Here is a 26,465-nt window from a genome sequence, read left to right on the forward strand (position 1 = left end):
TTTATATTTATGCTCGACACACGTAGTTGTCACTATTGCTTTTAAAGATAACAGTTTTAGATTGAGAAAATTTCATGTAAATAAAAAATATTTCACCTAACAAGACTACTTTATCACTAGACTTTATATATATTTGTGGTAGAATTGAAATGGGGCTAAGCCTCGCTAAATCAGCAAGGTACGATACTTGCTTTATGTGAAAATGGCAGATTTATTCGCGTTAAAACAAACATTAGAATCACTCTCTCTCGGCGAAGCGCTTCAGTATGTAGCCGAAAATTATCAAAATGTAGTGTTTTCTACTTCATTTGGGCAGGAAGATCAGGTAATTACCGACGCAATCTACAAGAACAATCCTACCAATGCTGCTCTCAATATTCGTGTCTTTACGCTTGATACTGGTCGCTTGTTTCAGGAAACGTACGATTTGATGGATGCTACTAGAGCTAAGTACAATCAATCATTCGAAACGTATTTCCCAAATACAGCCAAAGTCGAAGCATTGGCAAAGGAAAAGGGCTTTAATAGTTTTTATTTCTCTGTTGAGAATCGCAAAGAATGTTGTTTTATTCGTAAAATCGAACCATTAAAACGTGCACTAACTGGTGCAGAGGTGTGGATTACAGGTTTGCGAGCTGAACAGTCAGATAACCGTTCGGATATGCCAATTGTAGAATGGGACGAAGCGAATCAAATCATTAAATTCAATCCATTAATCCACTGGACTTACGAAGAGGTATTGGCCTATATCAAAGCTAACCGTGTTCCTGACAGTCCATTGCATCGCAAAGGATTTATTTCGATTGGTTGTGCACCTTGTACGCGTGCTATTACCGAAGGAGAGCATCCTCGTGCAGGTCGTTGGTGGTGGGAAGCATCTCAAAAAGAATGCGGATTACATGCAGCAAAATAAAATTGAATTAATACGTAGGCTGTAGGCCATAGGCATTAGGCAAAAAAGCTTCTATTATTTCATGAGAAATACTTTTTGACTTTTAATCTAATGCATAAAGCGGGTAAAATAAATATCATTTTGCCCTCTAACTTACTAAGCTTAACCATTTGCCAATTTGATCTTGAATGAGTTTAAGCCACTCATTTACAAATCACTCTCAATATACAGCAAAATATTGATTAAATAATAATAGAATATGAGTAATGTATCGATAGAAAAAGATGTTGAAGTAGCTTCCGAAGCGCAACCAAAATGGGGTGTGTTTCCTCGTGAATTGGAAGACGAAGCCATTTATATTATCCGCGAAGTAGCGGCGCAGTTTGAGCGTCCTGCTTTGTTGTTTTCAGGGGGTAAAGACTCTATTACCCTTGTGCGCTTGGCACAAAAGGCGTTTTATCCAGGGAAAATCCCTTTCCCATTAGTACATATCGATACTGGACATAACTTCCCTGAAACCGTTGAGTTTAGAGACTGGCTAGCCAACGAAGTAGGTGCCGACCTAATCGTTCGCTATGTGCAAGATTCTATCAACCAAGGCAAAGTAAAAGAAGAGACAGGTAAGTATGCTTCAAGAAATGCTTTGCAAACAGTAACCTTACTAGACACAATCGAAGAATTTAAGTTTGATGCTTGTATCGGTGGCGCTCGTCGCGACGAAGAAAAAGCTCGTGCTAAAGAGCGTATTTTCTCAGTACGTGATGACTTCGGTCAATGGGATGCTAAGCGTCAACGTCCTGAGTTGTTCGATATGTTGAATGGACGTATCTCTATTGGTGAAAACGTACGTGTTTTCCCTATTTCAAACTGGACAGAATTAGATGTTTGGAATTATATCAAGGAAGAGAAAATGGCGATTCCTTCAATTTATTACTCGCACAAACGTCAGGTAATTGAAAGAGATGGAATGCTTTGGGCTGATTCTGAATACTTAAACAAAGATGCAGAGGAAATCCCATTCGAAGCTACAGTACGTTTCCGTACAGTAGGCGACATGACTTGTACAGCAGCGGTATCTTCAGAAGCAGTAGAGCTAGACGATATTATTGGCGAAATCCTTTCAGCAGAAATCTCAGAACGTGGTGCCCGCATCGACGACAAACGCTCTGAAGCAGCCATGGAAAAACGCAAGCAACAAGGATATTTTTAAGTGCGGATTGCTGATTTTTGATTTCAGATTTTATCTGATAGTTTTCTACAAAACCTTAATTTTATGAAAGAGCTAATAAAGCAAAGAACAAAAACATTTGCTATTAGAGTCATTCGACTTGTGGATTCCTTGCCTCAGACAGTCTCAGCTCAAGTTATCGCGAAACAAATAGTACGATCTAGTACAGCTGTCGCAGCCAATTATAGAGCTTCTTGTCGTGCACGTTCACAAGCTGAGTTTATTGCAAAGTTAGGAATTGTAGAAGAAGAAGCGGATGAATCCCTTTTTTGGTTAGAGCTTTTAGTAGAATCTGGTATTGTTAAAAGAGACAAGTTGGAGCTACTCATGACAGAGGCAAATGAATTGACCTCTATTATCGTATCTTCGATCAAAACAGCAAAACGTAGTTTAGAACAAAAAACTAGAGTAAAAGAGAGATAAGGTAAAATCCCCTATCGAAAATCTAAAATCCCAAATCGAAAGATGGACATTTTAAGAATAGCAACAGCAGGTTCGGTTGATGACGGAAAAAGTACATTAATTGGACGTTTATTATACGAAACAAAATCTATCACAAAAGACAAAATTGAAGCGCTTGAAGCGGCTTCGAAAAGGAAAGGTCTTGATTTTCTTGACTTGTCATTGTTGACAGATGGCCTAATCGCTGAGCGTGAACAAGGTATCACAATCGACGTGGCACATATCTATTTCTCGACACCAAAACGCAAGTATATCATTGCCGATACCCCTGGGCACTTCGAATATACGCGTAATATGGTGACTGGTGCTTCGAACACCAAAGTATCAATGATTTTGATTGATGCTCGTAATGGCGTGTTGGAACAAACTTACCGCCACTTCTTTATCGCTTCTACGTTGCGTATTCCTAAAGTTGTTGTTTGTGTCAACAAAATGGACTTGGTAGGTTATAGCGAAGAGCGTTTCAACGAAATCAAAGCTAGTGTTGAGGAGTTAGCTTCAAAAGTATCTTTCGAAGGACAAGAGATTACTTTCATTCCTATGTCTTCTTTGTACGGACAAAACCTTTCTACTAAATCAGACGAAATGTCTTGGTACAAAGGCTTACCATTATTAGAAGAATTAGAGCAATTCCACCCAGAAACAGCAGTTGGTGCTTCGCACTCAGCTCGTTTCCCTGTGCAATTTGTGGTTCGTCCAAAAACTGAAGAATTCCACGACTATAGAGGATACGCTGGTAAAATTGCGAGTGGTGAATTTGCGGTAGGAGATACTGTAACGGTATTGCCAACTGGACAAAGTACAAAAATTGCTACGATTGAGAAATTTGGTCAAAAGCTTGAAATTGCTGGTCCAAAAGAATCTGTAGTAATTACCCTCGAAACAGATGTAGATGTTTCGCGTGGTAATATGTTGGTAAAATCAGATGACCAACCAGCCCAGTTGAAGGAAATTAATGCAAAAGTATGTTGGTTAGACTCACAAGCTTTGACTTCGGGTCGTAACTATATTTTACAACATGGCATCAACGATTCAAAAGCTAAAGTTGTAAGCTTGAATAAAAAGTACGATGTCGTAAACCACGATGTTATTGCTGATTTTTCAGAATTGAAATTAAACGAAATTGCAGAGGTGACGATTAAAACGGCCAAACCAATTTTTGCAGATAAATACGAAGATAATCCATCTAATGGAGCCTTTATTTTAGTAGACGAGTTTTCACATTCAACTGTTGGAGTTGGATTTGTGTTGTAGGTTTGATATAAAAGAATGAAAAAAGGTTGTCGAGGCTGTAAAGCTTTGACAACCTTTTTTTGTAAATAAATTTAAGATTTAAAGGATGTGAATGATGTATGCCTAAGAATGAGAATCACTAAATCTCCAATCACTAACTCACTCAATATCTTCACCCCATCGGCGTACAAAGCTCTATCAAAAAGCCATCAATATCACGTACATAAGCTACTGTTTGCCCCCAAGGTTTTTGTTTGGGTTGAGCTACTAAGGTGGCGCCTGCTTCTATGGATTGTTTTACCAAAGCTTCAACATCATCGGTAGTAAAGCCTATTTCGATAGCGAAGGGCTTTGTTGATAGACTACTTTCCTGAAAACCCTCTGGTAAATTGCTTTCTGCTAATGATTTATGAGCAAAAGATAAAGTTGTTTCACCTGTAATTAACTCAGCGTATGTACCGTCAGGGCTGATAAACTTCGTCGTGAATTGAAAAGCCTTTTCGTAAAATGCCACAGACTTTTCAACATCTGAAACATACAAAATGGTATAAGCAAACTTAATCATAGCAAATAAGGTTTGAGTTTTGACGAAATGAGATGAATCCTTTATTCTATTCCTAATAAAATCTCCGTAACGTTTTCGGCTGAAGTAAGATTTACCCAATTAATATACACCTCACGAACTTGATTGGTGGGTTTTGCTCCACTGCCATATAGTTCCTTAAATAAAACTTCATACACAGGCTCGATATTACTAAAATCGCCATGATGCACATGCGCCATAGCCTTGAAGCCTTCGTGCGTGGTTAATGTATATTTTTCGGGTAACTCAACCGCTACATCATTGACAGGCAATGCGATTTCGAGAGTAAAAGGTTTGGTAGGGTCGCCAGAAGCGTTCCAATAAATAAACTCTAATGGTCCTTGTGCTTCTAAGCCTAATTGTGTTGCAGTCACATACAAAGGCTCTACCTCGCGCATAGCAATAGCGTTGACATGAGGCAAGGTTGTTTCGGTACTGTAAATGAAATACTTCTGAGCAGGGATTTGTTTCGTTGTCATTTTGATTGTGAAGTTTAAAGTATAAGAAGTTTTGCAATGGGTTATATAAATTCACTCCTTCTTCAAGGTTCAACATTTTGCTTTACCTTGAAGACATCACAAAATAACTACTGCTCAGTGACAAGGGTATGTCAGTAGGGTTAAAAAAAATTACATATTTTGTAAAGTTTTTTCTTGATGAATACGTCCCCACTTTCGAATTTCTTTCACAATCGGATAAATCGTTTCTCCATATTCGGTTAAAGCATATTCCACACGTGGCGGAACTTCTGCAAAAACGGTTCTACTCAAAATACCATCAGCTTCGAGTTCATCTAATTGTTTGGCCAACATTCGTTCGCTAATAGTTGGAAGCGCACGTTTCATTTCCCCAAATCGATTTACCTCTTTTTTGATAAGTACCAATAAAGTGGTTTTGCATTTACCCTTCAAGACTTTCATAAATACGTCCGAAGGACAGCTATATTCAACAAGATTTTTTTCCATTTTTCAAAAAATAAAACACTGATAGTCAGCAAAACTGCATTTTTTGTAAGTATCTGTACCTAATGTAATCCCTTGACTTTCAGGGATATTTTATAGAAGTTTATGACAGAAAGCAAAATAAATGAATTTTATCTGAAAGCACTCTAAAGAGCAAGCTAAAGTTCAATTGAGATATTGGGTTAAGAATAGAATTTTTGAAATAAATATTTGATTAGAAGTAATTTATAGATTTTGCATGTGATAATCTGATATTGAACAAAACATGAAAGTGTAATTCTGATGTTTGAACTTACAGTTTAAAACTGTTAAAAAAATGAGTCCAATACTAAGTCTTGAACTAGTAACGTATAAAGCTTAAAGCGGGCAAAATGCCCATTAACATAACAAAACAATGAGCCAATTTAAAGCCCTTGTGGTATCCGAAAATGCTGAAAAGCAATATGTAAGAACTATCACTCAACGCAATATCGAAGACTTACCCGCAGGAGAGGTGTTAATCAAAGTCCACTATTCTACCTTGAACTATAAAGATGCTTTATCTTCGATTGGAAATAAGGGAGTAACTCGCAATTATCCACATACGCCAGGTATTGATGCCTCAGGTGTGGTAGTTGAAAGTACCGATGCAAATTTTTCGATTGGACAAGAAGTATTAGTCACCAGTTATGATTTGGGAATGAACACTTCGGGTGCTTTGGCCGAGTATATTCGTGTGCCTGCCAAATGGGTTATTGCTCTGCCAGCAGGATTGAGCCTTTCAGATGCCATGATTTTAGGTACAGCTGGTCTAACTGCTGGATTGTGTATCGATGCTTTGTTGAAATATGGAGTTAGTCCAGAAAAAGGAAAGATTATTGTAACAGGTTCGACGGGTGGAGTAGGTATTTTGTCGGTAGCTATCTTAGCCAAATTAGGTTTTGAAGTAGTTGCTGTCACTGGCAAACCCGAAGCCGCTGAGTTACTCCAACGTTTAGGCGCAACCGAGATTATCAGTCGTGAAAGTTTGAACGACGTTTCTGGTCGTCCAATGTTAAAGTCGATTTATGCAGGGGCAGTCGATACCGTAGGAGGGAATATCTTAGCCACTATTTTGAAGTCACTTCATTATGGCGGAGCCGTTGCTGCTTGTGGTTTGGTAGCATCTCCTGATTTACCGACTTCGGTATTTCCATTTATCTTAAGAGGCAATGCTTTGTTAGGGATAGATTCAGCCGAATGTCCAATGTCCAAGCGCTTAGAAATTTGGCAACATCTAGCCAGCGATTGGAAGTTAGACAACCTCGATTTAATCAGTCATGAGATTGGTTTAGAGGAAGTTCCAGCAAAATTAGACTTAATGTTAGAAGGGAAATCTTTTGGGAAAAGTTTGGTTAAAATTATTGACTAAAATAGGATAATCCCGATAAAATACTTTTCCAAAATCCATAGATTTATCCTTCTAAAATTAGTACAAAATAGAAGGTGAATCTATGGATTATTTTTGTTTTTTTCTTGTGATAAAAAACCTTGGTGATCTATTTTTTGATAAAAAGGATTCAAAATTTTATCCACAAGATAAGCCAATTCTCCTCTTTGGATAGTTCCTGTCGGTGGAAGATTTACTTGGTGTTTTGGGGATATGTGGATAAATATACTCGCCAATTGTGGATAACTCAGTGGATAACTCAACTCCGACTCTGTAAATGTGGGTAACTTGAGCTTTGGATAGTAAGGTTTTAAACCTTCTAGGAAATCTTTCAACAATACAGTGGAGTCTGGGTAGAACCATGTTTCATTCGACCATTTGTTGTTTTTGCCTTCTCCTTTCAAGATACCCGTTGCTCCCATTTTTTGAATAGCCCTAAAATAAGGATGCTCTGGAGCTACATCAATATAAGGCATAAGGTAGGCTTTCTGGTTGACTAAAATATTTTGTACTTTTCGAATAGATACTTTTTCAGGAGAAACCTTATTTTGTACGGCAAGACTTGCCAGCACGCCTGCTGCTTGTCCTATTTCCATGACAACAGGCTGAAGGCGAGAGGCTCCGTTGACAAGATTGGATACGGAGATAGATTTTTCAGCAACGATAAGATTACTAACATTTTCAGGGATAAGGCTCCCCAAAGGAATATTGAAAGAAGGTACTGGAACGAAGTACAAATCGGGCGCTTTGGGGTTTTTGCCATGATGCTGATCTATAGGATAATCGCCCACGGCGATACCTGTGCGATAAAGCGGCTCGGCTTGCGCAAAAGGTTTTTCAAGATGATTCATATTGATACGCGCCAGTCCTTTGATGCGTCGACTTTCGCGGTGATACGGAATCATTGGAAGAGAATCGCTTGTTTCAAAAACATCGGCTAATCCGAGGGTATTCCAGCCTAATTCGGTTTGCATGAAATACACAAAATTTCGGGTATGCTCTTTGGCTTTAATAATCGCTTGTTTGCGCTGTTGGGCATTCATATCGACCATATTGACATAGTAATCATTGCCATGAATTGGCCAATTAATCATATATAGGTCATTTTGTAGCTTGCCATAGGTTTTCATTTTTTCACAATCCCAAAGCCTAGGCATTTGTTTATCGGGGCATAGTTTTTCACAAGCACAAATAAAATTCTCTCTACGATAATCAGACGAAGGGTTCACAGGCTTTTGAACTTGATGGTAGTCTTTTAGCAGAGCTACATAAGTTAAGTCTTGAATAATGTCATTGGCTTGTTGAGGAGCTACTCTTTCCTTATAGGTACTTTGGGCATCCATTCCTAAGTCATATTTTACCCCTAAGAGAGCTGCAACATCGCCTAACTCGGTAGCATCGATAAGGATTTTGGCCTGAATAGTTTCGGAGGTATTTCCTGCTAAAGAGACAAGCCAGTTGTTATTCTGAGAAATAATCTGGGTATATCGAGTGCCCAATAACACATGAAGGTTTGATTCTTTACTACACATCTCGGAAAGGATCTGTTGTCCTACTTGGGGCTCAAACATCACTTGGCTTACCCAACCTGTTTGTAGAGCTGTGGCTGTACCATAATGTTTGACAAGTGCATTTTTGAATTCTGCCCAAAGCCCACTTGGTAAATGGTGATTACCATCTATGGCGCTGACCCCCGCCGAAGTAAGCATTCCACCAAGCCAAGCTTCCTCTTCAATAATGGTAACCTTTACACCCAACCGAGCAGCTTGAATTCCTGCCATCACGCCACTAGCACCTCCACCAATCACAAGAACATCTGTTTTTAGCTGTGCGAAACTCCAAAGAGGAATAAAGTATATAAAGAGGAGTGCAAATTTTTTCATAAATGATAAAAATCTTGTGAAGACTCATAAAATGATAAAAGTAGAAGGGTAATTCAGTTCTTTCAAATCATCTTCTGCCTTTTAATTTTATTCTAAGTTATATAAAAAACAAAGGCCGTGTAGAGGGTTCTACACGGCCTTTATAGAAGAATATCAACGCTGATTATAAGTCAACAGCACAGCCATAAGCCGCTTCAGTTGCACCTTTGATAGCCTCAGAGATGGTTGGGTGAGGGTGAACAGCTGTCATGATTTCATGAGCAGTAGTTTCAAGGCGACGAGCCACAACTACTTCAGCAATCATTTCAGTTACGTTGTAACCAATCATGTGTGCACCTAAGAATTCACCGTATTTTGCATCGAAAATTACTTTTACAAAACCGTCTCTAGCACCAGCAGCAGTAGCTTTACCAGATGCTACAAATGGGAATTTACCCACTTTGATTTCGTATCCAGCTTCTTTTGCTTTTTTCTCAGTAAGACCTACAGAAGCGATTTCTGGAGAGCAGTAAGTACAGCCTGGGATATTGCTATAGTCTAATGGATGAACTGGGTGGTTAGCGATTTTTTCCACACAGATAATACCTTCAGCAGAAGCTACGTGAGCCAATGCAGGACCTGGCGTAACATCACCGATAGCATAGTAACCTGGGATATTGGTTTCGTACCATTGGTTTACTAAGATTTTACCTTTGTCAGTAATGATACCAACATCTTCCAAACCTACGTTTTCAAGGTTAGAAATAACACCAGCAGCCGAAAGAACGATGTCACAGTCGATTGTGATATTACCAGAAGGAGTTTTTACCGATACTTTACAACCTTCGCCAGCAGTATCTACAGATTCGACAGATGAATTAGTATGAATATCGATACCTAATTTTTTGTATTGTTTAGCCAATTCTTTAGATACGTCCTCGTCTTCAACAGGAACGATGTTTGGCATAAATTCTACAATCGTTACCTTTGTACCCATAGCTGCGTACACGTAAGCAAACTCAACACCGATAGCACCAGAACCAATTACAACCAATGATTTTGGTTGAGATTCAAGAGACATTGCTTTACGGTAGTCGATTACTTTTACGCCATCGATAGGGATATTTGGCAAAGCTCTAGCACGTGCGCCAGTAGCAATCATGATATTTTTGGCATCATATACCGTAACAGCACCATCAGCAGCGGTTACTTCTACTTTTTTGCCAGGTTTTACTTTACCGTTACCCATGATTACGTCAATTTTGTTCTTCTTCATTAAGAATTGAACACCTTTGCTCATGGAATCGGCAACGCCACGTGAACGCTTGATAACAGCACCGAAATCTGCGCTAGCTTCAGAAACAGTGATACCGTAATCAGAAGCATGTTTGATGTATTCAAAAACTTGCGCTGATTTCAATAAAGCTTTAGTAGGAATACAGCCCCAGTTCAAGCAGATACCTCCCAACGATTCGCGTTCTACTACGGCACATTTCAAACCCAACTGAGACGCACGAATTGCAGCTACATATCCACCTGGTCCTGAACCAATCACTATTAAATCATAAGTTGTTGCCATTTTGTTCTATTTTAAAGGGAAAAGTACAATTTGGCTACAAATATAGTTATAAGCTGTCAACTGCTAAGTGATTAATTACAAGTTTTTGGCTAAACTTATACAGTTTATACTTCATCTATCAATTTTGATAACTTCAAGGTATTGAGGAAGAAGTATAAATATTCAAAAGCAGTAAAGCCTCTCGGTAAAAAACGAAATCCTCCTTCAAAAACTCGAAGGAGGATCGTCAAAACAAATTAAGTTAAGATATAAATTCAAGGTATAAGCACTCTTTAGCCAGTGTTTTTCGGATAAAACATGAGTTGTTTATGCTCTATTACTTATTACAAGCCTAGAAAACCTTTGATCGACAATGATAAACGTACCTCTGTACTACTTTTGACAGATAGTTTTGTTAAATCTAGGTTTCCTGAAAGATTCAAGAATGAGTTTAGTGCCACCGAGGAGTTTGCCTCGCCAGAGCTTTTGAAGGAAGCAAAATGGATTTCATAATCACCTTCTTCCAAGAATGATACTTTAAAATTACCTGCGGCATCTACTTTGGCACTCGATACGGCATTTTTAAATTCTACAGCACTTTCTCCCTGACCTTTTGTTTCAACATTTTGGTTAAACTCGCCTTTTTTATACACAAAGGCTACGACATTACCCATTGTGGCTGAATTATAACCACTCACTTGTCCAGATATCGTACCTGTAGCCGTTTTGTTGACCACTCGAATCGAAGATTGCAACTCTCCATACGTTACAAAAGAGTATTGTTTTTGCGCATTTTCATTGAATGTTTTAATGGCTTTTCTCAAATCAAAGTCTACCATCAAGTCGGTTGTGCCATCCTGATTAATAGTAAATGGTTTGGTGTTTAAGTCAAGATAGTTACGAGCATTTCCCGAAATAACTAGTTTACTTTTTGTACCATCAGCCTTAAGAATGTAAGACCCTGGTGCGTTGCCCATCGCATCTTTTTCATAATCAAAGAAAAAAGTCAACTTCGAATAAGTACCCGTTTGTAACTGCCCTTCGCCGAGCGTAAGGAAGTTGCCGTTGTTAAGCTCCGCAATATTAATTGTTTTAGGACCTTTAAAAGCATCGAAAACTCTACCATCAACACGTACTTCTGTGATAGTAACAAAAGCACCTTTGACTTCGGCGTTGTCGATAGGAGCATCTGTCACACCAATGCGTACTTGACCTTTGGGTGCGTTAGGGTCTTGCTGAACAGGCTCGATGCTATCTTCGTTTTTGCTACAAGACCATTGAATCATACCAGCGCCCATTACAGCTAGGGCCAATGCAAGGAATTTGTTAGTTTTCATAAATAAGGAATAATTTAAGGGAATAAAGTAAAGGACGTAAAGCCGTCTTTTGAAGACTTTTGTATCTAACTAACGTCGAGAATTAAGGCTCAGATTTAATTATCACCCAATGATGTGGTCAAAAAAAGGCAACGTTTTTCTAAAACACTCATTTTAAACTTTTTCAGAAAAACCACTTTAGAGGCTGCTTCACATGATTGTGTGACGAAATAGAGATATGAGAATTGGCTTTCAGAATAAAATTTACCAGCCCTATTTTGATAAATTAGTACAAATTCGAAATCAAATATCCTCAATCCGAATACCAAAGTCGCTGTTATTTCTTCCCTAAAAATGCGCTATCTTTGCACCTCAATCAAAACAATCAAACAACATGACAAGAGACAGGTTCAATGACCTGAAAGCCAGAGTAGAGGCTTTGAGGAGGTATCTTTGACTACGATAACAAGAAGTACCAAATTTCTGAATTAGAAACAATCACGCTAGATCCTGAATTTTGGAATGACCCCAAAAAAGCGGAAAGTATCATGCGTCAAATGCGTGAATTGAAATTCTGGACATCAGGTTTTGATAAAGCTAATGGACATTTAGGCGATTTAGAGACCATTTTTGAGTTTTATGATCTTGGCGAAGCTTCGGAAGATGAAGTGGATGCTGAAGGTGAAAAACTTGAAATCCAACTTGGAGAACTCGAATTCCGTAAAATGATGTCTGACGAAGGCGATAATATGTCTGCCGTATTAGAAATCAACGCTGGGGCAGGAGGAACCGAGTCGCAAGACTGGGCCGCTATGCTGATGCGTATGTATATTATGTGGGGCGAGAAAAACGGGTTTAAGGTAAGAGAAGTAGACCATAACGATGGCGATGTGGCGGGTATCAAGTCGGTAACGCTCGAAATCGATGGCGAATTTGCTTACGGAAATCTTAAGTCAGAAAATGGTGTACACCGTTTGGTTCGTATTTCACCTTTCGACTCTAATGCTCGTCGTCATACCTCATTTGCCTCTGTATATGTGTATCCTTTGGCCGACGATTCAATCGAAATCGATGTAAACCCTGCCGATATTGAATGGGATACTTTCCGTTCGGGAGGAGCAGGTGGTCAGAACGTAAACAAAGTAGAAACTGCGGTTCGTTTGACACACAAGCCTTCGGGTATTATCATTGCTTGTCAGCAGGAACGCTCGCAGTTACAAAACAAAGAAGTAGCCCTACGATTGTTGAAATCCAAACTCTATCAAATCGAAATCGAAAAGCGTAATGCCGCTCGTGCCGAGGTAGAAGCAGGAAAGAAAAAAATAGAATGGGGTTCACAAATTCGTAGTTATGTCCTCGACGACCGTCGTGTGAAAGACCATAGAACCAACTATCAGACTTCTAATACAGATGCTGTATTAAACGGTGAAATCAATGAATTCATCAAAGCGTATTTGATGGAACAATAGTTTGGGGTTTATTGAGTGAATGAGTGGTTGAGCGATTTAGTGATCATTTTTAATATGAATATTACTTGTAGAGACGCAATACTTTGCGTCTAAAGCCGCATATTATTACCTAAAAAAGCGGTCGGAAAAACAATTTCCGACCGCTTTTTTAATGAAATTGGTGTGGTGGCAACTGCAAGAGTTGCAACTACACCAAAAAAATCTAAGCAAAAGAGTTCTTTTGACCAAAATCAAATCCTTCGTACAATCCTAATGCATGACTCTCAATTCTGTATTAATACCTAAATCACTCAAACACTCAATCACAAATCACTCAATTGATAATAAGTTTGGTTTCAGGTTTTTAATGCCAAAGTATTTATGGTAAATTTGTTATTTAAAAGAAAATTTGTTTTGTGGATTTAGGATTGAGGAGAGGTTTTTGTGGAAAATGATTGTCAAAACGGACAATAAAAGATAACCTAGCCGTTGAATTCGTTTAGTTTAGCAATAGACTGAATAGGAAATTAGAGAAGATGATGTTGAAAAGATTATTAGCGTTAAGTTGTATTATAACCCTATTGTTAGGTGCCATCGTTGTGGCAACAGATGTTTCGTCGGCTTCACCTCTCGAACAACAAAGAGCCCGAAAGCGTCGCCATGTGAGTCGTAAAAGCAGTCGTTCACGCAAAAGCCGTGCACGTGTACGTCGTTTGGCAATTGCACACCCGATTGCGAATATGGTTTTTACACCGCCAACAGCTCCTCTTTTTAATACCAATAGTATTTTACTAGAAAACCAATGGGTTGATAGTGTATTTACAACCTTGACGGACGATCAAAAAATTGGTCAGTTCTTTATGTTGGCGGTGCATCCCAATAATGGCGAAGGACATTTTAAAAAAGTCGAAACTCTTGTCAACAATTATGGAGTAGGAGGAGTAATTTTCTTCAAAAGCGAACCTCACCTTCAAGCTCAAATCAATAACCGTCTTCAGTCTCAGGCTCGTGTTCCTTTGTTAGTATCCATCGATGGCGAATGGGGTTTGGCTATGCGTATGAATTATACGATGGCTTTTCCAAAACAAATTACCCTTGGTGCAATTCAAGACAACGACTTGATTTATCGTATGGGGCAAGAAATTGCTCGTCAATGTAAGCGATTGGGTGTGCATCTCAATTTTGCTCCAGTAGTAGATATCAACAGCAATCCTAACAATCCAATTATTGGACACCGTTCTTTTGGTGAATTACGTGAAAACGTAGCAGCCAAAAGTAGTGCATATATGCGTGGAATGCAGGCCGAACAATTGCTTGCTTGCGCCAAACATTTCCCTGGGCATGGCGATACACATGGAGACTCCCATCGTACCTTACCTCAATTGGCTTATAGTGCACAACGCCTCAAGGATATGGAACTATATCCTTTCCAAAGATTGATTAATGATTCTATTAAGTCTGTTATTGTTGGGCACCTCCAAGTACCAGTATATGATTGGAAACCAGCTACGCTTTCTCCAACGATTGTAACGAATTTACTGAAACAAGAAATGGGTTTCAAAGGCTTAGTCATTACAGATGCCTTGAATATGCGTGGCGTTCAAACGTCGCCTCATATTCCTGGGGGCGTAGATTTACAAGCCTTTTTAGCAGGAAATGATATTTTGCTATACTCTGAAAATATTCCAGAAGGTATCAGAAAAATCAAAGAAGCTATCACTAATGGAACCATTCCACAAGCGGAGGTAGATTATAGAGTAAAGAAAATTTTACATGCAAAATATTGGGTAGGGTTAAATAAATTCAAGTACGTCGAAACTACCAATTTGTATCAAGACCTTCATACGCAAGAGGCGGCAGCGATTCGTCAGGAGTTATTTAACAATGCCGTGACTTTGGTAAAAAATGACCAAACTTTACTTCCCATGAGTGGCGCCGATAAAAAACTAGTATCCGTTGGCATCGACATTAATCCTGATAATGGTTTTGAAAGAGCTTTAGATCAATACGGTAACTTCCAACATTTTACTAGTGGAGGCAAAAATTCTGAGGCATTTTATAATGAAGTCCTTCGCTCGGTAGACTCAACTAGCACGGTGGTTGTTGGCATTCATGATTTAAAAAATACCCCATATACACGCTATGGCGTAAGTACTTCAATGCAGGAGTTTATCAAAAAACTAGAAAAGAAAACCAATGTTATTCTATGCGTTTTTGGAAACCCTTATAGCTTAAAATATTTCAACGAGTCAAAAACTGTTATTTGTGGCTACGAGGATGTACCAGAAGCACACAAAGCAGTTGCTAATGTAATTTTTGGTAGACTTTCAGCCAAAGGAAAACTTCCAGTATCTGTAGAAGGACTTTACAAAGCAGGAGAAGGTATCATTACCAATCAAACAGGTTTAGTACAAGATGGTAATCCTGAAGGTTTGGGCTTTAATACCACAACCCTCAATCAAATAGACACGATTGTTCAGAGTGCTATTGAACAGAAAGCCTTCCCCGGCTGTCAAGTGGTGGTAGCTCGTAAAGGACAAATTGTATATCAGAAAAACTTCGGACGGCTAAGTTATGAGTCGTCCAGTAATCCAGTCAACGACCAAACCATTTATGATTTGGCATCAGTTACCAAAGTATCAGCCACCTTACAAGCCATTATGGCTTTATACGATCAAAAGAAAATAGACCTTGAACAAAAGGTCTCTTTTTATTTAGAGGAGTTACGTGGCACCAATAAAGAACATATTACCATCAAAGATGTGCTTTGGCATCAGGCAGGGTTAGTAGCCTATATCCCTTTTTGGAATCGTACACGTACACCTTTAGGTTGGAAAAATGAATATTACAGCAATACAGAATCGTCGGAATATCCATTGCAAGTAGCCGAAGGAATGTATGCCAAAACTGCCATTCGTGATTCTGTTTGGCATTGGGTAATTCAATCATCATTGACTGGCAAAAAAGACAAAGAAGGACATTACGGATTTGTCTACAGTGATTTGGGTTTGATCATGATGCAACATTTAGTAGAAAAAGTATCAGGTCAACCTTTGGATATTTTTGTAAAAAACACGTTTTATCAGCCATTAGGGCTAGCTACTACAGGCTATAATCCTTTACAACGTTTTCCAAAAGTTCAGATGGCACCGACTGAAAACGATAAGGTTTTTAGAGAGAGATTACTACAAGGAACGGTACAAGACCAAACCGCTGCCATGTTGGGAGGGGTATCTGGACATGCAGGTTTGTTTAGTTCAGCCAAAGATTTGGCTATTTTGATGCAAATGAATTTACTCAAAGGCTCGTATGCTGGCAAAAAGTACTTGGAAGAAAGTACTGTCGAATATTTTACCCAAACCAAATCTCCAAGAAGTCATCGCTCATTGGGCTGGGATAGATTGCCATCAGGAGGCTCTAGTAGCTATATATCTTCTTTGGTATCACCCACCTCGTATGGACACTCAGGCTATACAGGCACGCTTGTGTGGGTAGACCCAACTAAGGAAATCGTATTTGTATTTTTGTCTAACAGAGTAAATACTTCAGCTGAAAACACCAAAATCAATACATTAGGTATTCGTAGAAAAGTAATGGATGTGGTTTATAAAGCGTTGAAATAGAGTAGAAATATCAGGAGTCAAAAACGCCCTAGCTTTCCAAAATCATACAGAAGCTTGATTATATTTTTCAAAAACCTTTGCTACTTCTTCCAAAAACTCTGGTTTGTCTTCAAAGGCATTGCCAATCGTGATAATATCTGCCCCTGCTTCTAGGGCTTGAGCTACCTTTTCAGGCGTATTTAAGCCTCCTCCTACAATCAACGGAATATCAATCATTCCTCTAACTGCCTGAATCACTTTGGCAGGTACAGGTATTTCTGCACCACTACCTGCATCCAGATAAATCAATTTCATTCCTAAATATTGTCCGGCCAAAGCGGTACAAGCTGCTATTTCAGGCTTGTTATTGGGAATAGGTGTGGTGTTAGACATATACGAAACCGTTGTCGGGCGACCACTCTCAATAAGCAAATAGCCTGTCGATAATACTTCTAGTTGACTTTGTTTGAGCAAAGGAGCTGCTACCACATGCTGACCAATCAAAAACTCAGGATTGCGTCCAGAAAGTAGTGATAGAAACAAAATAGCATCGGCCGATGGCTCGATATGCAAGCTATTGCCAGGAAAAAGAATGACTGGTTTGGAGGTCTGTGATTTGATTTGACTAATCACAGACTGTACAGAAGGAGTGGTAATAAGACTACCACCCACCAAAAAGAAATCGATTGGAGAAATATTACACAGTCCCAACAACTTCGATAAAGAAGATTCATCTACCTTATCAGGGTCGATAAGGACAGCAAGAGATTTTTTGCCTTGTTGTCGAAAACTATTCAGTTGTTGGAGTAAGGTTGTTGTTGTCGTCTGCATCAGCATTAATAGATTCTTTCATCAGCGAAATCGCCTCTAAGATTTTGTCTTTAGCAATGGCAATCAAAAAGGACATAATATATCCTTTGATCGAGCTAATAATCCATGATTCTTCTTTGGGTTCTTTAACGGTTACGGGAAGATTAGTATTTTCATCATAGACGATTTCTTTCACCTTCGTTTTTTTATCGGCAGGCGAAAGCCATTTGAAGAGCAAATAGGTTCCAAACAAAACGCCACCAATCACGAGTGTTGCAGTGCCAATTTTGGTTGCTTCTGTTTTGATTGTAATAACCTGATTGTCTATTTTATTTTTATATTCCTGTGCTTCTTGTTGCAATTGCTCTTTACGAGCAGCTATGTTTTGAGAACTCAATGCTGGTAACATAAGGGATAGGGCTTTTATCTCGAAAGATTTTTGAAAAACGATTTATAAACCTTTTGATTCAAACGAAAAACACATTTCCAAACATTCAAAAATTAAGGAATGAATGTTTGAAAAAATACCAATCAATGCATCAAGCACTTCTACAACCTTTAGGTGTGGAAAGCTCTTTGCGTTCAAAACTAGGGAAAAAAGTGTTCTTTTCTGTAAAAATTCTGTAAAAATGAGTTACCGACTACTGTTCAATTGTTTCGATTGAGTTAGTTTTAGGGGGCTCATTTTCCTGTAAAGGTTGTTTGAGAAGATAAAATACTAGCCCTGTTATGATACCTAATAAGCTTGTGACAATCACAAATCCTAAAAAGTCACTGTGGGTAACATGATTTAGATAAAGGGCAAAAGTAATGAAGACAAAGACAAGGAAAATGGCAGAAACTATGCCCAAAACAAGTAGTAATACCAGCTTTTTGATGGCTGCTTCAATGCGTTCTTGAACTTCTATTTGAGTAAGTTCAATCTGAGTTTGTACATATTTGTACAAATTATCGACCAAGCCGTTGGGTTCTAAAAGTTTCATATTTTTGAATCAGCCCGAACCTTAGTTCGGAGGTTTATAAATGAACTCCGAACTAGGGTTCGGGCTATATATTAATCCTCGTCGCCCCCTCTGATACCAGAAAGAATATTGCTTCCGAAGAAAATAGCATTCAAAAATAACTTATTAGTTCCATACCAAAAAGCTCTGAAGTTAGGATTGTCAGTCATCACGATAACTTTTCCTGCTCCGTAAGCCGTAGCAACTACTGCTGGAGTGTTCTTCATCGTCTTTCTATTTGGCTCAGTAATGTACCCGCTCACCAATGGGTCGTTTGAGTAAATGAGTGGTGCATTGTATGGATCTTTGATTTTTTCTAAGAAAATCGTATTATCCTTAAATACACTCAAGGTTGGTTCTTTGTAACCGTAGCCAATTGGGTGAGTTGGATCTAATTTTACTTGGAAAATAGCTCCAGCAATCAATTGAGCGCCTTTGTAGCGTTCAGCCAAAGCATAAGGTTTTGGACTTGAAGTGGTATCTGCTGGCGTATTTTTGATTTTTACAGGTGAAAGTCCTTTCGAAGCTACCCATGGTACAGCATCTGTTACAGCGATTAGCGTACCACCTGCACGTACCCAGTTTTTGATTTTCTCTTCGTTCAAGGCACTATACTCACCACTCGACAAAATCAAGGTATTGTATTTGTCAAGACTCATACGGTTTACTTGGGCAATATCAGACATCGTCAACGGTAAGTTTACGCGAGTATCCAATAAGTGCCAAATTTCTCCTGCATCGTTTGGATTGATACCTGCTCCTGTAATCATCAATGGACGTGGTGCACGCATTGGGGCAAAATAGCTACTTCCTAAGTCTATCCCCGTTGGCGTTAAGCCTGTTGGAGCAGCGTAGAAATCAACGCCATCTCTTTCTGCCAATTTCTCTAACAAAGCACGTAATCCGTCGAGGTTACTTAGTTGGTTACCACCTGCGGTAATTTCGACTGTACCATAGTCAAAAGATTTGGTACCACCTTCGATAACGCCTGTAAATGGCTCTGTGGCAACTTTGAGTTTGTATCCTTTCTTCTGTAATTCATAGGCTGCACGTGGAGCAAAATATCCATCCCATTCAAACAAGTAAGCGTAATTGCTTGTACCAACTACACGACCTTTAGGGAAATCGTTTTTAGATATTTTTTCACCTAGTGCTACAGGAGTTTTTGCTTCGCCATAAGGTACGTTGAAGCATAATGGCATTCCCCATGCTGAAATATCATAGAAAAGTGAATCTTCGAATTTGGTACGTTTTTCAAAAATACCCTGAGCCAAACGATACTGTGGTTGTGAAAGCGGCACTACATATGAATTTTCTTTTTTGAATGATTTACCTTCTACTGTTTCATCTTTTGACAAACGATATACTTCAATGTCGTGCTGACGTAGAATACGAATCATTTCATGAGTCTTCACATGATCTGTTGTATTACCAAAAACGTAAGCTTGAGTAGCGCTAGGGTTTTTCTCCTGATAAAACGCGCGTTGGTAATCTAACAATTCTTGACGCATTGATTTGGCAGCGCGAAGTGTCGAAAGTGTCGTCGTGAATTGATTACGAATCGTAAAGGCAAAACTCATCGGACCATTAGGCGTTTCTTGTAAATGTCCACGTGAACTTGCCTGTTCAAACAAGATACCTATACAACCTTGTGCATCTGGGAAGGTCGAACCTTTTCCGTAATAAAAATCATCGTAACCTTCTTTCGTAAAATATAAAGAGCCGATTTTATCTAATGCTGAGGCATGGAATTTCCCGATTTTCTCAGTCAGTTCAATGTTTTTCTTTGGCGTAATTGGGTGCGTACGTGCTGGAATTCCTGGTTGGAAAAAGAATGACGAGCCACTACCCATTTCGTGGTGGTCAGTCAAAATGTTTGGCTTCCACTCATGGTATTTCACAATACGGCCTTTACTTTCAGGGTGTTGTGTGTATAACCAGTCACGATTAAGGTCAAACCAATAGTGGTTATAGCGACCACCTGGCCAAGTTTCATTCAACTCACGACTGTTTGGGTCAGCTACTAAGTTCATGCTTTTATTGGCATTTACCCAGCTCGAAAAACGTTCGCCACCATCTGGATTGATGCGTGGGTCTACCAAAATCACCGATTCATTTAACACTGAATCTATTTCGGCTCCTTGTGCTGCTGCCAAATAATATACTGCCAAAGGAGAGGCATTAGTCCCACTAGCTTCGTTACCATGTACTGAGTATCCCATCCAAACAACGATTGGCATATCGGCAGTTTTGAGGCTCGACGATTTGTCTGGTTCAACAAGTTTATGGTGTTCAGCTTTGATTTGGTCGATATTAGCCAAATTTTTGGGAGAAGAAATCGTCAGGAGGAGGAGCGGACGGTTTTCGTAAGTTCTACCGTATTCGACAAGCTTGACACGGTTAGAAACTTCAGCAACTTTTTTCATGTATCCAACAAGTTGCTCGTGTTGGATATGCCATTCGCCTACTTGGAAGCCAAAATACTGCTGTGGGGTAGGGATGGCAGGGTCATACTTCACATTTTGTGGCAAATAATAGCTGTCTGCCACTTGAGCAAACGATAAATGAGTAAGCATTAAAAGCAAAAAAGCGGTTGCCCGCTTTAATATGCTAATGCTAAACGAGTAGCGGTAATTCATAGTGTGAAAAGTTGGTTGATAAAGAAAGACGATAAAAATCTGCAACACCACGCTGAGAATGGTGTCTATATAAAAAGCTTTAAAATAAATGCACACGAATTACCAAAAGATTTTCTAGAGGCTAGCCAATCTTTAAGTAAAAGCACTAGAAACTCGGTTGACAAACGTGATTAACGTTGCTTCATGAGTTTTGCTTCAATGGTTTGTTGTGTATGAGGCACAGCTCTCAAACGTTCTTTAGGGATCAACTTACCAGTATCGATACAAACACCATAAGTGCCGTTTTTGATACGAATCAAAGCATTTTCCAACTGAGTTGAAAACTTTTGTAAGCGAGCAGCCAACTGGCTCATACTTTCTTTTTCAGAAGTATCAGCACCATCTTCCATCAACTTTGAGCTTCCCGAAGTCACATCAGTACCTGGGTCGTTACGCTTGTGTAGAGCCTCACGGATGTAATTTAATTCACTACGAGTATCATCTAATTTTTTAGTGATTAGCTCTTCAAACTCCTTCAATTCTTCTTCAGAGTAGCGTGTTTTTTCTTCTACCGAACCTGTATTCATCATAATTGTACCAATGATTTTAGTGAGTCAAAGTCCCTTTGCGTAGGGAACATCCTTAAAATTGCGCAAATATACGTGGTAAATTTTTAGTAATTGAAATATTTCAAGAAATAATAAAAATTTTCCGAAAAATAACAATTTGGTAATTTACCAATTTTGCCAATGGTTATTTGGTAAATGCTTGTATTACCCATAAAGTTAAAAAGCAAAAATGAAAAATTGTGCAAAATTGTGTTTTTGGCTAAAAAATCGGGTATTTCTACTTACAGACCAGACACTTGACATTCTCGTTTAAGGGTTGCAATATTGTGAATATTTCATTAACAAATTGATTTTTTAGAAGTTTATTTTGTATTTTATAAAGAACGAACTGGTGGTTAATTTATGAGAAAAATCACTCAATTTTTTTATGAAATTCAATAGATTTCAACAAACTGTGATAATGCTATGACATACATAGAACCAGCTCCTATCAAAGATAAGGAGAACCCTTTGGAATCCATGATGCAGCGATTTGATAAGGCTGTAGAGTTGTTAGGTATCTCTGAAGAAATGTACTATATCTTGAAAGTACCTGCTCGTCAAGTAACGGTTGGATTACCAATTACCATGGACGATGGAAGAATCAAAGTATTTGAGGGTCACAGAGTTATACACTCAAACATCCTCGGGCCAGCCAAAGGAGGTATTCGTTTTGATCCAGCTGTAAACATCGATGAAGTTCGTGCTTTGGCAGCTTGGATGACTTGGAAATGTGCCGTAGTGGATATTCCTTACGGTGGTGCAAAAGGTGGTATCGCTTGTAACCCTCGCGAAATGTCTGCGGGTGAAATGGAGCGTTTGATGCGTGCTTACACGGTAGCAATGTTAGACGTATTTGGTCCAGATCGTGATATTCCAGCTCCTGATATGGGTACTGGTCCACGTGAGATGGCTTGGCTGATGGACGAATATTCTAAAGCAAAAGGTATGACTGTAAATGCTGTCGTGACGGGTAAACCACTAGTTTTGGGTGGTTCGTTGGGTCGTACAGAGGCAACAGGTAGAGGTGTGATGGTTTCGGCTATGGCGGGTATGGACAAACTAAAAATCAATCCTTACAAGGCTACTGCGGCTATTCAAGGTTTTGGTAATGTGGGCTCGCATGCGGCTATTTTGTTGCATGAAAGAGGCGTAAAAGTAGTGGCTATTTCTGATATTTCAGGTGCTTATTACAACGAAAATGGTATCGATATCGAAGGTGCTATCAAATATAGAGATTTGAATCGTGGTACTTTAGAAAACTTCCCTGGCGCTGAAAAAATCACTAACGAGCAGCTTTTGACGTTGGATGTAGATGTATTAGTGCCTGCTGCTAAGGAAGACGTTATTACACACGATAATGCTAGCTTTATTCAAGCAAAAATGATCGTAGAAGGTGCTAACGGGCCAACTTCGGCATCGGCTGATGATATTATTAACGAAAAAGGTATCTTGGTTGTACCTGATATTTTGGCTAATGCTGGCGGTGTAACTGTATCGTATTTTGAATGGGTACAAAACCGCATGGGCTACAAATGGAATCTCGACCGTATCAATCGCCGTTCTGATCGTATCATGAAAGATTCTTTTGATAAGGTATTCCTAACTTCTCAACAATTTAATGTTCCAATGCGTATTGCTGCCTATATTGTAGCTATTAAAAAAGTAGCTGATACCTACAAATTTAGAGGTGGATATTAATCGGTATCTGTAGAGGCGCAATGTTTGTGTCTTAAGCAGTATCAAAAAAGCGGTCGAAAAAACATTTTTTGACCGCTTTTGGGTGAAACATATTTATTCATTTACCTTTTCTTATTGCAAAACAAAAATTAAAAAATGTGTCATCCCAAAGTTTAACATTGGGAATATTCTCTAATTGTTTATCAAAAAAGGCGTTCGGATAACTTACTTCGAACGCCTTTTTTGATAAAAACCTACTATATATAACTTGGCTCAAGACGCAATCATTGCGTCTCTACTGCTAGAATAAAAATTTTAATATAATCATACATTCAATTACTAAATTGGGGATGACTCATGTTTTATATGAATCAATATCTCAAAAGCAAATAACCGATAACCAATACCTGATAACTCCTTTAAATCGCTCCTTTAGCTTTCAACATCAAATACTTATTGATGGTATTAATGGATAATTGCTGAGGACTTGTCAATAACGCCTGAATCCCATATTGCTCTAATTCTTTCACAATTAGCTTTTTTTCATAGTAAAACTTTTCTGCAATAGTTTTCTGGTAAATCTCTGCCGTTGTCGAAGCGGGTTGTTCAAGGATATTTTGTAGACCAGTATTTTCAAAGAAAACTACTAAAACTAGGTGTTCTTTAGCAAGTTTTCGAAAATGAGGCAACTGGCGACGCATAGAATTGACCGTTTCAAAATTGGTATAAATTATCAGCAGGCTTCGTTGCTTGATTTGCTTTTTGACATGGATATACAATGCTTCATAGTCGCTTTCCTGAAAAAGTGTTTGTTGGTGGTACAACATATCCAAAATGCGGTGAAGCTGCCCAGATTTTCGATCGGCCAAAAGTGTTTGATTAATTTTATTCGAAAAAGTAATAATGCCTGCTTTGTCGTGCTTGTGTAAAGCGATATTTGACAATACCAAGCTCGAATTGATGGCATAATCCAATAAAGTCAGTCCATCAAAAGGACTCTGCATAATTCTCCCTTTGTCGATAAGGCAATAAATAGACTGTGCTCGTTCGTCTTGATAGCTATTAACCATCAGCTCGTTGCGTCGGGCTGTAGCCTGCCAGTTGATCGTTCGAATATCATCGCCTTGTACGTAGCTTCTGATTTGTTCAAACTCTTGAGTATGTCCAATTCGTCTGATTTTTTTGATACCCACATCCGTCAAACGGTTCGAAATCGCCATCAATTCATATTCTCGCATTTGTAAAAATGAGGGATATACGGCTACCGTTTTATCTTTTTCAAACTGAAAACGACGCTGTAACAAACCCACAGGTGAACTTACAAAAACATTTAAGGCACCAAATAGATATTCGCCTCGCTCGGTAGGTCGGAGGGTGTATTGTAAATTTTGTGTTGTGTTACTTTCTAATGTAGTATCTATTTGAAAATCTCTCTTTTGAAATTGAAAAGGAATCTCATCGACTAAGCTAACTTTTACCTCAAATCCATAACGATTTTCTAAGGCAATTTCGATGGTATTTTGGTCGCCATTGGACAAACGTTCTGGAATAAATCTTTTGGCAAGAAACGTTTTTTGACTACCCAATAACATAGCTAAGTCTATCAAAAGCATTCCCCCAAAGGCCAAGCTCAATAACACAGAAACATTGAAAAGCCAAGGCAATACAAATGCTAAACAGAAAAGGCTAATTAGAGCGGTAAATCCCCAATAGACAGGTTTATTGATATAGATAGATAAGATTTGTTTCACGAGAAAGTGGAATTGTGCGAGTAATACAATAGCATAGAACGAGACTCTTTGCTTTTAGTAAATTTGTATGGTTTTTTCCATAAAATCAAACCCTTTATCCCAACTTCAAAGGTAAAGTTTTGGAAAAATGAATGAAACATAGCCGTTTGACCTACTCGAAGGTTTTAATTAGAGCAAAGAAGCTTCCAATCATTGCAAACTGATACGATTGGCAGTTTGCGCTTTTTTTCGTAAACTTGTCAAGAAAGCCTAGGGGAATAGCGTTGTTGGAAAAGGCGGATGACAATAACTTCTCGCTTGTGATTAGGCAAATTGATACAAAAACTTACTTCTTATTGACTGATGAATTCTCGCGCAAAAATAAAACAGGTATTTGATGAAATGGGTAAAATCGTGGTGGGGCACGAACGCCTTACCAACCGATTGTTGATTGGACTATTTACTGGAGGACACGTTCTTTTGGAAGGTGTGCCAGGTTTGGCCAAAACCCTTACGATAAATACCCTTGCCAAAATCCTTGATTTGAATTTCCACCGTATTCAATTTACTCCAGACTTATTGCCTGCTGATTTGATTGGGACGATGATTTACAACCGTAAGCTTGACGATTTTGAGGTACGAAAAGGTCCTATTTTTGCCAATATCATTTTGGCCGACGAAATCAACCGTGCACCTGCCAAAGTACAGTCAGCATTGTTGGAGGCGATGCAAGAAAAACAAGTAACGATTGGCGACGAAAGCTACATTTTGGATAAGCCTTTTTTGGTACTAGCTACCCAAAACCCTGTAGAGCAAGAAGGTACTTTTCCATTGCCCGAAGCCCAAGTAGACCGTTTTATGCTAAAGGTATTTATGGGATATTTGAGCAAAGAACAAGAACTAGAAGTAATGCAAAAAATGTCAAATATGGACTTTAATTATAAGCCCAAAGTTATTTTGACAAAAGAAGACATTTCTAATATTCGTCAAGAAATCAATAAAATTACGATTTCTGAAACACTCGAAAGATATATCATCGAATTGATTTTTGCGACACGAAAGCCTGGAGATTATGGTTTGAGAGACGAAGCCCGCTATGTGCAATTTGGAGCATCACCACGTGCTACCATTAACCTCAACCTTGCTGCAAAAGTGCTAGCTTATCTTGACGAAAGAGATTACGTATTACCAGAAGATATTAAAGAAATAGCCCCTGATGTACTGAACCACCGTATTATGCTCAATTATGAAGCCGAGGCAGATGGTATCACAACTATGCAGGTAATTGATACGATTTTGAGAAGAGTGGCTATTGGTAGATAAGTTGAAAATAGAAACCATTTTGACTTTAGTAGTTAAAAATCTGAGCTTTAGCAGTAGAGACGCAATGATTGCGTCTTAATCAGCCTCATATCTAGCACGGTAAAATCAAAAAAGGCGGTCGAAAACTAATTTCGACCGCCT

21 protein-coding genes are annotated in these 26,465 nt (G+C 38.8%); 9 read left to right on the forward strand and 12 right to left on the reverse strand.

Annotated elements, in window-relative coordinates; all coding sequences use genetic code 11:
* The first annotated feature begins 202 nt into the window (after positions 1 to 202).
* The 4 genes from QM524_RS14745 (at position 203) to QM524_RS14760 (ending at position 3,836) form a co-directional block, all read left to right on the forward strand.
* The gene (locus QM524_RS14745; protein WP_095166344.1) at positions 203 to 913 is read left to right on the forward strand and encodes a phosphoadenylyl-sulfate reductase; all 711 of its coding nucleotides are present in this window, start codon (positions 203 to 205) and stop codon (positions 911 to 913) included.
* A gap of 238 nt (positions 914 to 1,151) precedes the next feature.
* A complete protein-coding gene (gene cysD, locus QM524_RS14750; RefSeq protein WP_283329275.1) occupies positions 1,152 to 2,102 on the forward strand; it encodes a sulfate adenylyltransferase subunit CysD in 951 nt (316 codons plus the stop codon).
* 63 nt (positions 2,103 to 2,165) lie between these two features.
* Positions 2,166 to 2,543, forward strand: coding sequence for a four helix bundle protein (locus QM524_RS14755; protein ID WP_283345170.1), 378 nt, complete (start codon positions 2,166 to 2,168; stop codon positions 2,541 to 2,543).
* 42 nt (positions 2,544 to 2,585) lie between these two features.
* Entirely contained in the window at positions 2,586 to 3,836 is a 1,251-nt protein-coding gene (locus QM524_RS14760; RefSeq protein ID WP_283345171.1) for a sulfate adenylyltransferase subunit 1, read from the forward strand.
* 151 nt (positions 3,837 to 3,987) lie between these two features.
* Here the strand turns inward: QM524_RS14760 and QM524_RS14765 are convergent, their stop codons facing one another.
* The 3 genes from QM524_RS14765 to QM524_RS14775 all read right to left on the reverse strand — a co-directional run bounded on the left by QM524_RS14765 (position 3,988) and on the right by QM524_RS14775 (position 5,363).
* Positions 3,988 to 4,380, reverse strand: a complete 393-nt coding sequence (locus QM524_RS14765; protein WP_283345172.1) for a VOC family protein — start codon at positions 4,378 to 4,380, stop codon at positions 3,988 to 3,990.
* 41 nt (positions 4,381 to 4,421) lie between these two features.
* The gene (locus tag QM524_RS14770) at positions 4,422 to 4,877 is read right to left on the reverse strand and encodes a hypothetical protein (protein WP_283345173.1); all 456 of its coding nucleotides are present in this window, start codon (positions 4,875 to 4,877) and stop codon (positions 4,422 to 4,424) included.
* Between the two features lie 150 nt (positions 4,878 to 5,027).
* Entirely contained in the window at positions 5,028 to 5,363 is a 336-nt protein-coding gene (locus QM524_RS14775) for a winged helix-turn-helix transcriptional regulator (protein WP_095166350.1), read from the reverse strand.
* Between the two features lie 391 nt (positions 5,364 to 5,754).
* Between QM524_RS14775 and QM524_RS14780 the strand changes: the two genes are divergently transcribed.
* Positions 5,755 to 6,750, forward strand: a complete 996-nt coding sequence (locus QM524_RS14780) for a YhdH/YhfP family quinone oxidoreductase (protein WP_283345174.1) — start codon at positions 5,755 to 5,757, stop codon at positions 6,748 to 6,750.
* An 80-nt stretch (positions 6,751 to 6,830) separates the two neighbouring features.
* Here QM524_RS14780 and QM524_RS14785 read toward each other — a convergent pair whose 3' ends face one another.
* From QM524_RS14785 to QM524_RS14795, 3 genes are all read right to left on the reverse strand, one after another.
* Complete coding sequence (locus QM524_RS14785; RefSeq protein WP_283345175.1) at positions 6,831 to 8,651, reverse strand: FAD-dependent oxidoreductase; 1,821 nt, start codon at positions 8,649 to 8,651, stop codon at positions 6,831 to 6,833.
* Between the two features lie 163 nt (positions 8,652 to 8,814).
* Complete coding sequence (lpdA, locus tag QM524_RS14790) at positions 8,815 to 10,209, reverse strand: dihydrolipoyl dehydrogenase (protein WP_095166354.1); 1,395 nt, start codon at positions 10,207 to 10,209, stop codon at positions 8,815 to 8,817.
* A 323-nt stretch (positions 10,210 to 10,532) separates the two neighbouring features.
* On the reverse strand, positions 10,533 to 11,525 hold the full coding sequence (locus tag QM524_RS14795) for a DUF4382 domain-containing protein (protein ID WP_283345176.1): 993 nt from the start codon (positions 11,523 to 11,525) through the stop codon (positions 10,533 to 10,535).
* Between the two features lie 373 nt (positions 11,526 to 11,898).
* Here QM524_RS14795 and prfB point away from each other — a divergent pair.
* Positions 11,899 to 12,973 (forward strand): peptide chain release factor 2 gene (prfB, locus tag QM524_RS14800; protein WP_141234858.1). Its coding sequence is split into 2 segments (ribosomal slippage): positions 11,899 to 11,958 and positions 11,960 to 12,973, totalling 1,074 coding nucleotides; the frame shifts between segments, so codons are not numbered across the junction.
* A gap of 515 nt (positions 12,974 to 13,488) precedes the next feature.
* Positions 13,489 to 16,575 (forward strand): glycoside hydrolase family 3 N-terminal domain-containing protein, encoded by a 3,087-nt coding sequence (locus QM524_RS14805; protein WP_283345177.1) that lies wholly within the window; start codon positions 13,489 to 13,491, stop codon positions 16,573 to 16,575.
* A 42-nt stretch (positions 16,576 to 16,617) separates the two neighbouring features.
* On the opposite strand, the gene QM524_RS14810 is transcribed toward QM524_RS14805, so the two are convergent.
* The 5 genes from QM524_RS14810 to QM524_RS14830 all read right to left on the reverse strand — a co-directional run bounded on the left by QM524_RS14810 (position 16,618) and on the right by QM524_RS14830 (position 21,573).
* Positions 16,618 to 17,385: a geranylgeranylglyceryl/heptaprenylglyceryl phosphate synthase gene (locus QM524_RS14810; protein WP_283345178.1), complete on the reverse strand. Its 768-nt coding sequence runs from the start codon at positions 17,383 to 17,385 to the stop codon at positions 16,618 to 16,620.
* On the reverse strand, positions 17,345 to 17,773 hold the full coding sequence (locus QM524_RS14815; protein WP_283345179.1) for a hypothetical protein: 429 nt from the start codon (positions 17,771 to 17,773) through the stop codon (positions 17,345 to 17,347). Before QM524_RS14815 ends, QM524_RS14810 begins: the two co-directional genes overlap by 41 nt.
* A 232-nt stretch (positions 17,774 to 18,005) precedes the next feature.
* The gene (locus QM524_RS14820) at positions 18,006 to 18,347 is read right to left on the reverse strand and encodes a phage holin family protein (protein ID WP_095166368.1); all 342 of its coding nucleotides are present in this window, start codon (positions 18,345 to 18,347) and stop codon (positions 18,006 to 18,008) included.
* Positions 18,348 to 18,418: 71 nt separating this feature from the next.
* Positions 18,419 to 21,004, reverse strand: a complete 2,586-nt coding sequence (locus QM524_RS14825; protein ID WP_166577218.1) for a M14 family metallopeptidase — start codon at positions 21,002 to 21,004, stop codon at positions 18,419 to 18,421.
* A gap of 170 nt (positions 21,005 to 21,174) precedes the next feature.
* Complete coding sequence (locus QM524_RS14830) at positions 21,175 to 21,573, reverse strand: TraR/DksA family transcriptional regulator (RefSeq protein ID WP_229241904.1); 399 nt, start codon at positions 21,571 to 21,573, stop codon at positions 21,175 to 21,177.
* Between the two features lie 444 nt (positions 21,574 to 22,017).
* Between QM524_RS14830 and QM524_RS14835 the strand changes: the two genes are divergently transcribed.
* Positions 22,018 to 23,292 (forward strand): Glu/Leu/Phe/Val family dehydrogenase, encoded by a 1,275-nt coding sequence (locus QM524_RS14835; protein WP_095166370.1) that lies wholly within the window; start codon positions 22,018 to 22,020, stop codon positions 23,290 to 23,292.
* Between the two features lie 398 nt (positions 23,293 to 23,690).
* Here QM524_RS14835 and QM524_RS14840 read toward each other — a convergent pair whose 3' ends face one another.
* Entirely contained in the window at positions 23,691 to 25,022 is a 1,332-nt protein-coding gene (locus QM524_RS14840; protein ID WP_283345180.1) for a DUF58 domain-containing protein, read from the reverse strand.
* A gap of 342 nt (positions 25,023 to 25,364) precedes the next feature.
* On the opposite strand from QM524_RS14840, the gene QM524_RS14845 reads away from it, so the two are divergent.
* The gene (locus QM524_RS14845) at positions 25,365 to 26,324 is read left to right on the forward strand and encodes an AAA family ATPase (protein ID WP_095166371.1); all 960 of its coding nucleotides are present in this window, start codon (positions 25,365 to 25,367) and stop codon (positions 26,322 to 26,324) included.
* Positions 26,325 to 26,465 lie beyond the last annotated feature (141 nt).

This window comes from Flectobacillus roseus, assembly GCF_030056595.1.
Classification (GTDB): domain Bacteria; phylum Bacteroidota; class Bacteroidia; order Cytophagales; family Spirosomataceae; genus Flectobacillus; species Flectobacillus roseus.

Excerpts from the sequence above, each read along its gene's own strand:
- QM524_RS14780 (WP_283345174.1), top strand. The coding sequence starts at position 5,755 with ATGAGCCAATTTAAAGCCCTTGTGGTATCCGAAAATGCTGAAAAGCAA.
- QM524_RS14815 (WP_283345179.1), bottom strand. The coding sequence starts at position 17,773 with ATGTTACCAGCATTGAGTTCTCAAAACATAGCTGCTCGTAAAGAGCAA.
- QM524_RS14785 (WP_283345175.1), bottom strand. The coding sequence starts at position 8,651 with ATGAAAAAATTTGCACTCCTCTTTATATACTTTATTCCTCTTTGGAGT.
- QM524_RS14755 (WP_283345170.1), top strand. The coding sequence starts at position 2,166 with ATGAAAGAGCTAATAAAGCAAAGAACAAAAACATTTGCTATTAGAGTC.
- QM524_RS14830 (WP_229241904.1), bottom strand. The coding sequence starts at position 21,573 with ATGATGAATACAGGTTCGGTAGAAGAAAAAACACGCTACTCTGAAGAA.
- QM524_RS14770 (WP_283345173.1), bottom strand. The coding sequence starts at position 4,877 with ATGACAACGAAACAAATCCCTGCTCAGAAGTATTTCATTTACAGTACC.
- cysD (WP_283329275.1), top strand. The coding sequence starts at position 1,152 with ATGAGTAATGTATCGATAGAAAAAGATGTTGAAGTAGCTTCCGAAGCG.
- QM524_RS14845 (WP_095166371.1), top strand. The coding sequence starts at position 25,365 with ATGAATTCTCGCGCAAAAATAAAACAGGTATTTGATGAAATGGGTAAA.
- QM524_RS14775 (WP_095166350.1), bottom strand. The coding sequence starts at position 5,363 with ATGGAAAAAAATCTTGTTGAATATAGCTGTCCTTCGGACGTATTTATG.
- QM524_RS14805 (WP_283345177.1), top strand. The coding sequence starts at position 13,489 with ATGATGTTGAAAAGATTATTAGCGTTAAGTTGTATTATAACCCTATTG.
- QM524_RS14835 (WP_095166370.1), top strand. The coding sequence starts at position 22,018 with ATGACATACATAGAACCAGCTCCTATCAAAGATAAGGAGAACCCTTTG.
- QM524_RS14760 (WP_283345171.1), top strand. The coding sequence starts at position 2,586 with ATGGACATTTTAAGAATAGCAACAGCAGGTTCGGTTGATGACGGAAAA.
- QM524_RS14825 (WP_166577218.1), bottom strand. The coding sequence starts at position 21,004 with ATGAATTACCGCTACTCGTTTAGCATTAGCATATTAAAGCGGGCAACC.
- lpdA (WP_095166354.1), bottom strand. The coding sequence starts at position 10,209 with ATGGCAACAACTTATGATTTAATAGTGATTGGTTCAGGACCAGGTGGA.
- QM524_RS14810 (WP_283345178.1), bottom strand. The coding sequence starts at position 17,385 with ATGCAGACGACAACAACAACCTTACTCCAACAACTGAATAGTTTTCGA.
- QM524_RS14795 (WP_283345176.1), bottom strand. The coding sequence starts at position 11,525 with ATGAAAACTAACAAATTCCTTGCATTGGCCCTAGCTGTAATGGGCGCT.
- QM524_RS14745 (WP_095166344.1), top strand. The coding sequence starts at position 203 with ATGGCAGATTTATTCGCGTTAAAACAAACATTAGAATCACTCTCTCTC.
- QM524_RS14820 (WP_095166368.1), bottom strand. The coding sequence starts at position 18,347 with ATGAAACTTTTAGAACCCAACGGCTTGGTCGATAATTTGTACAAATAT.
- QM524_RS14765 (WP_283345172.1), bottom strand. The coding sequence starts at position 4,380 with ATGATTAAGTTTGCTTATACCATTTTGTATGTTTCAGATGTTGAAAAG.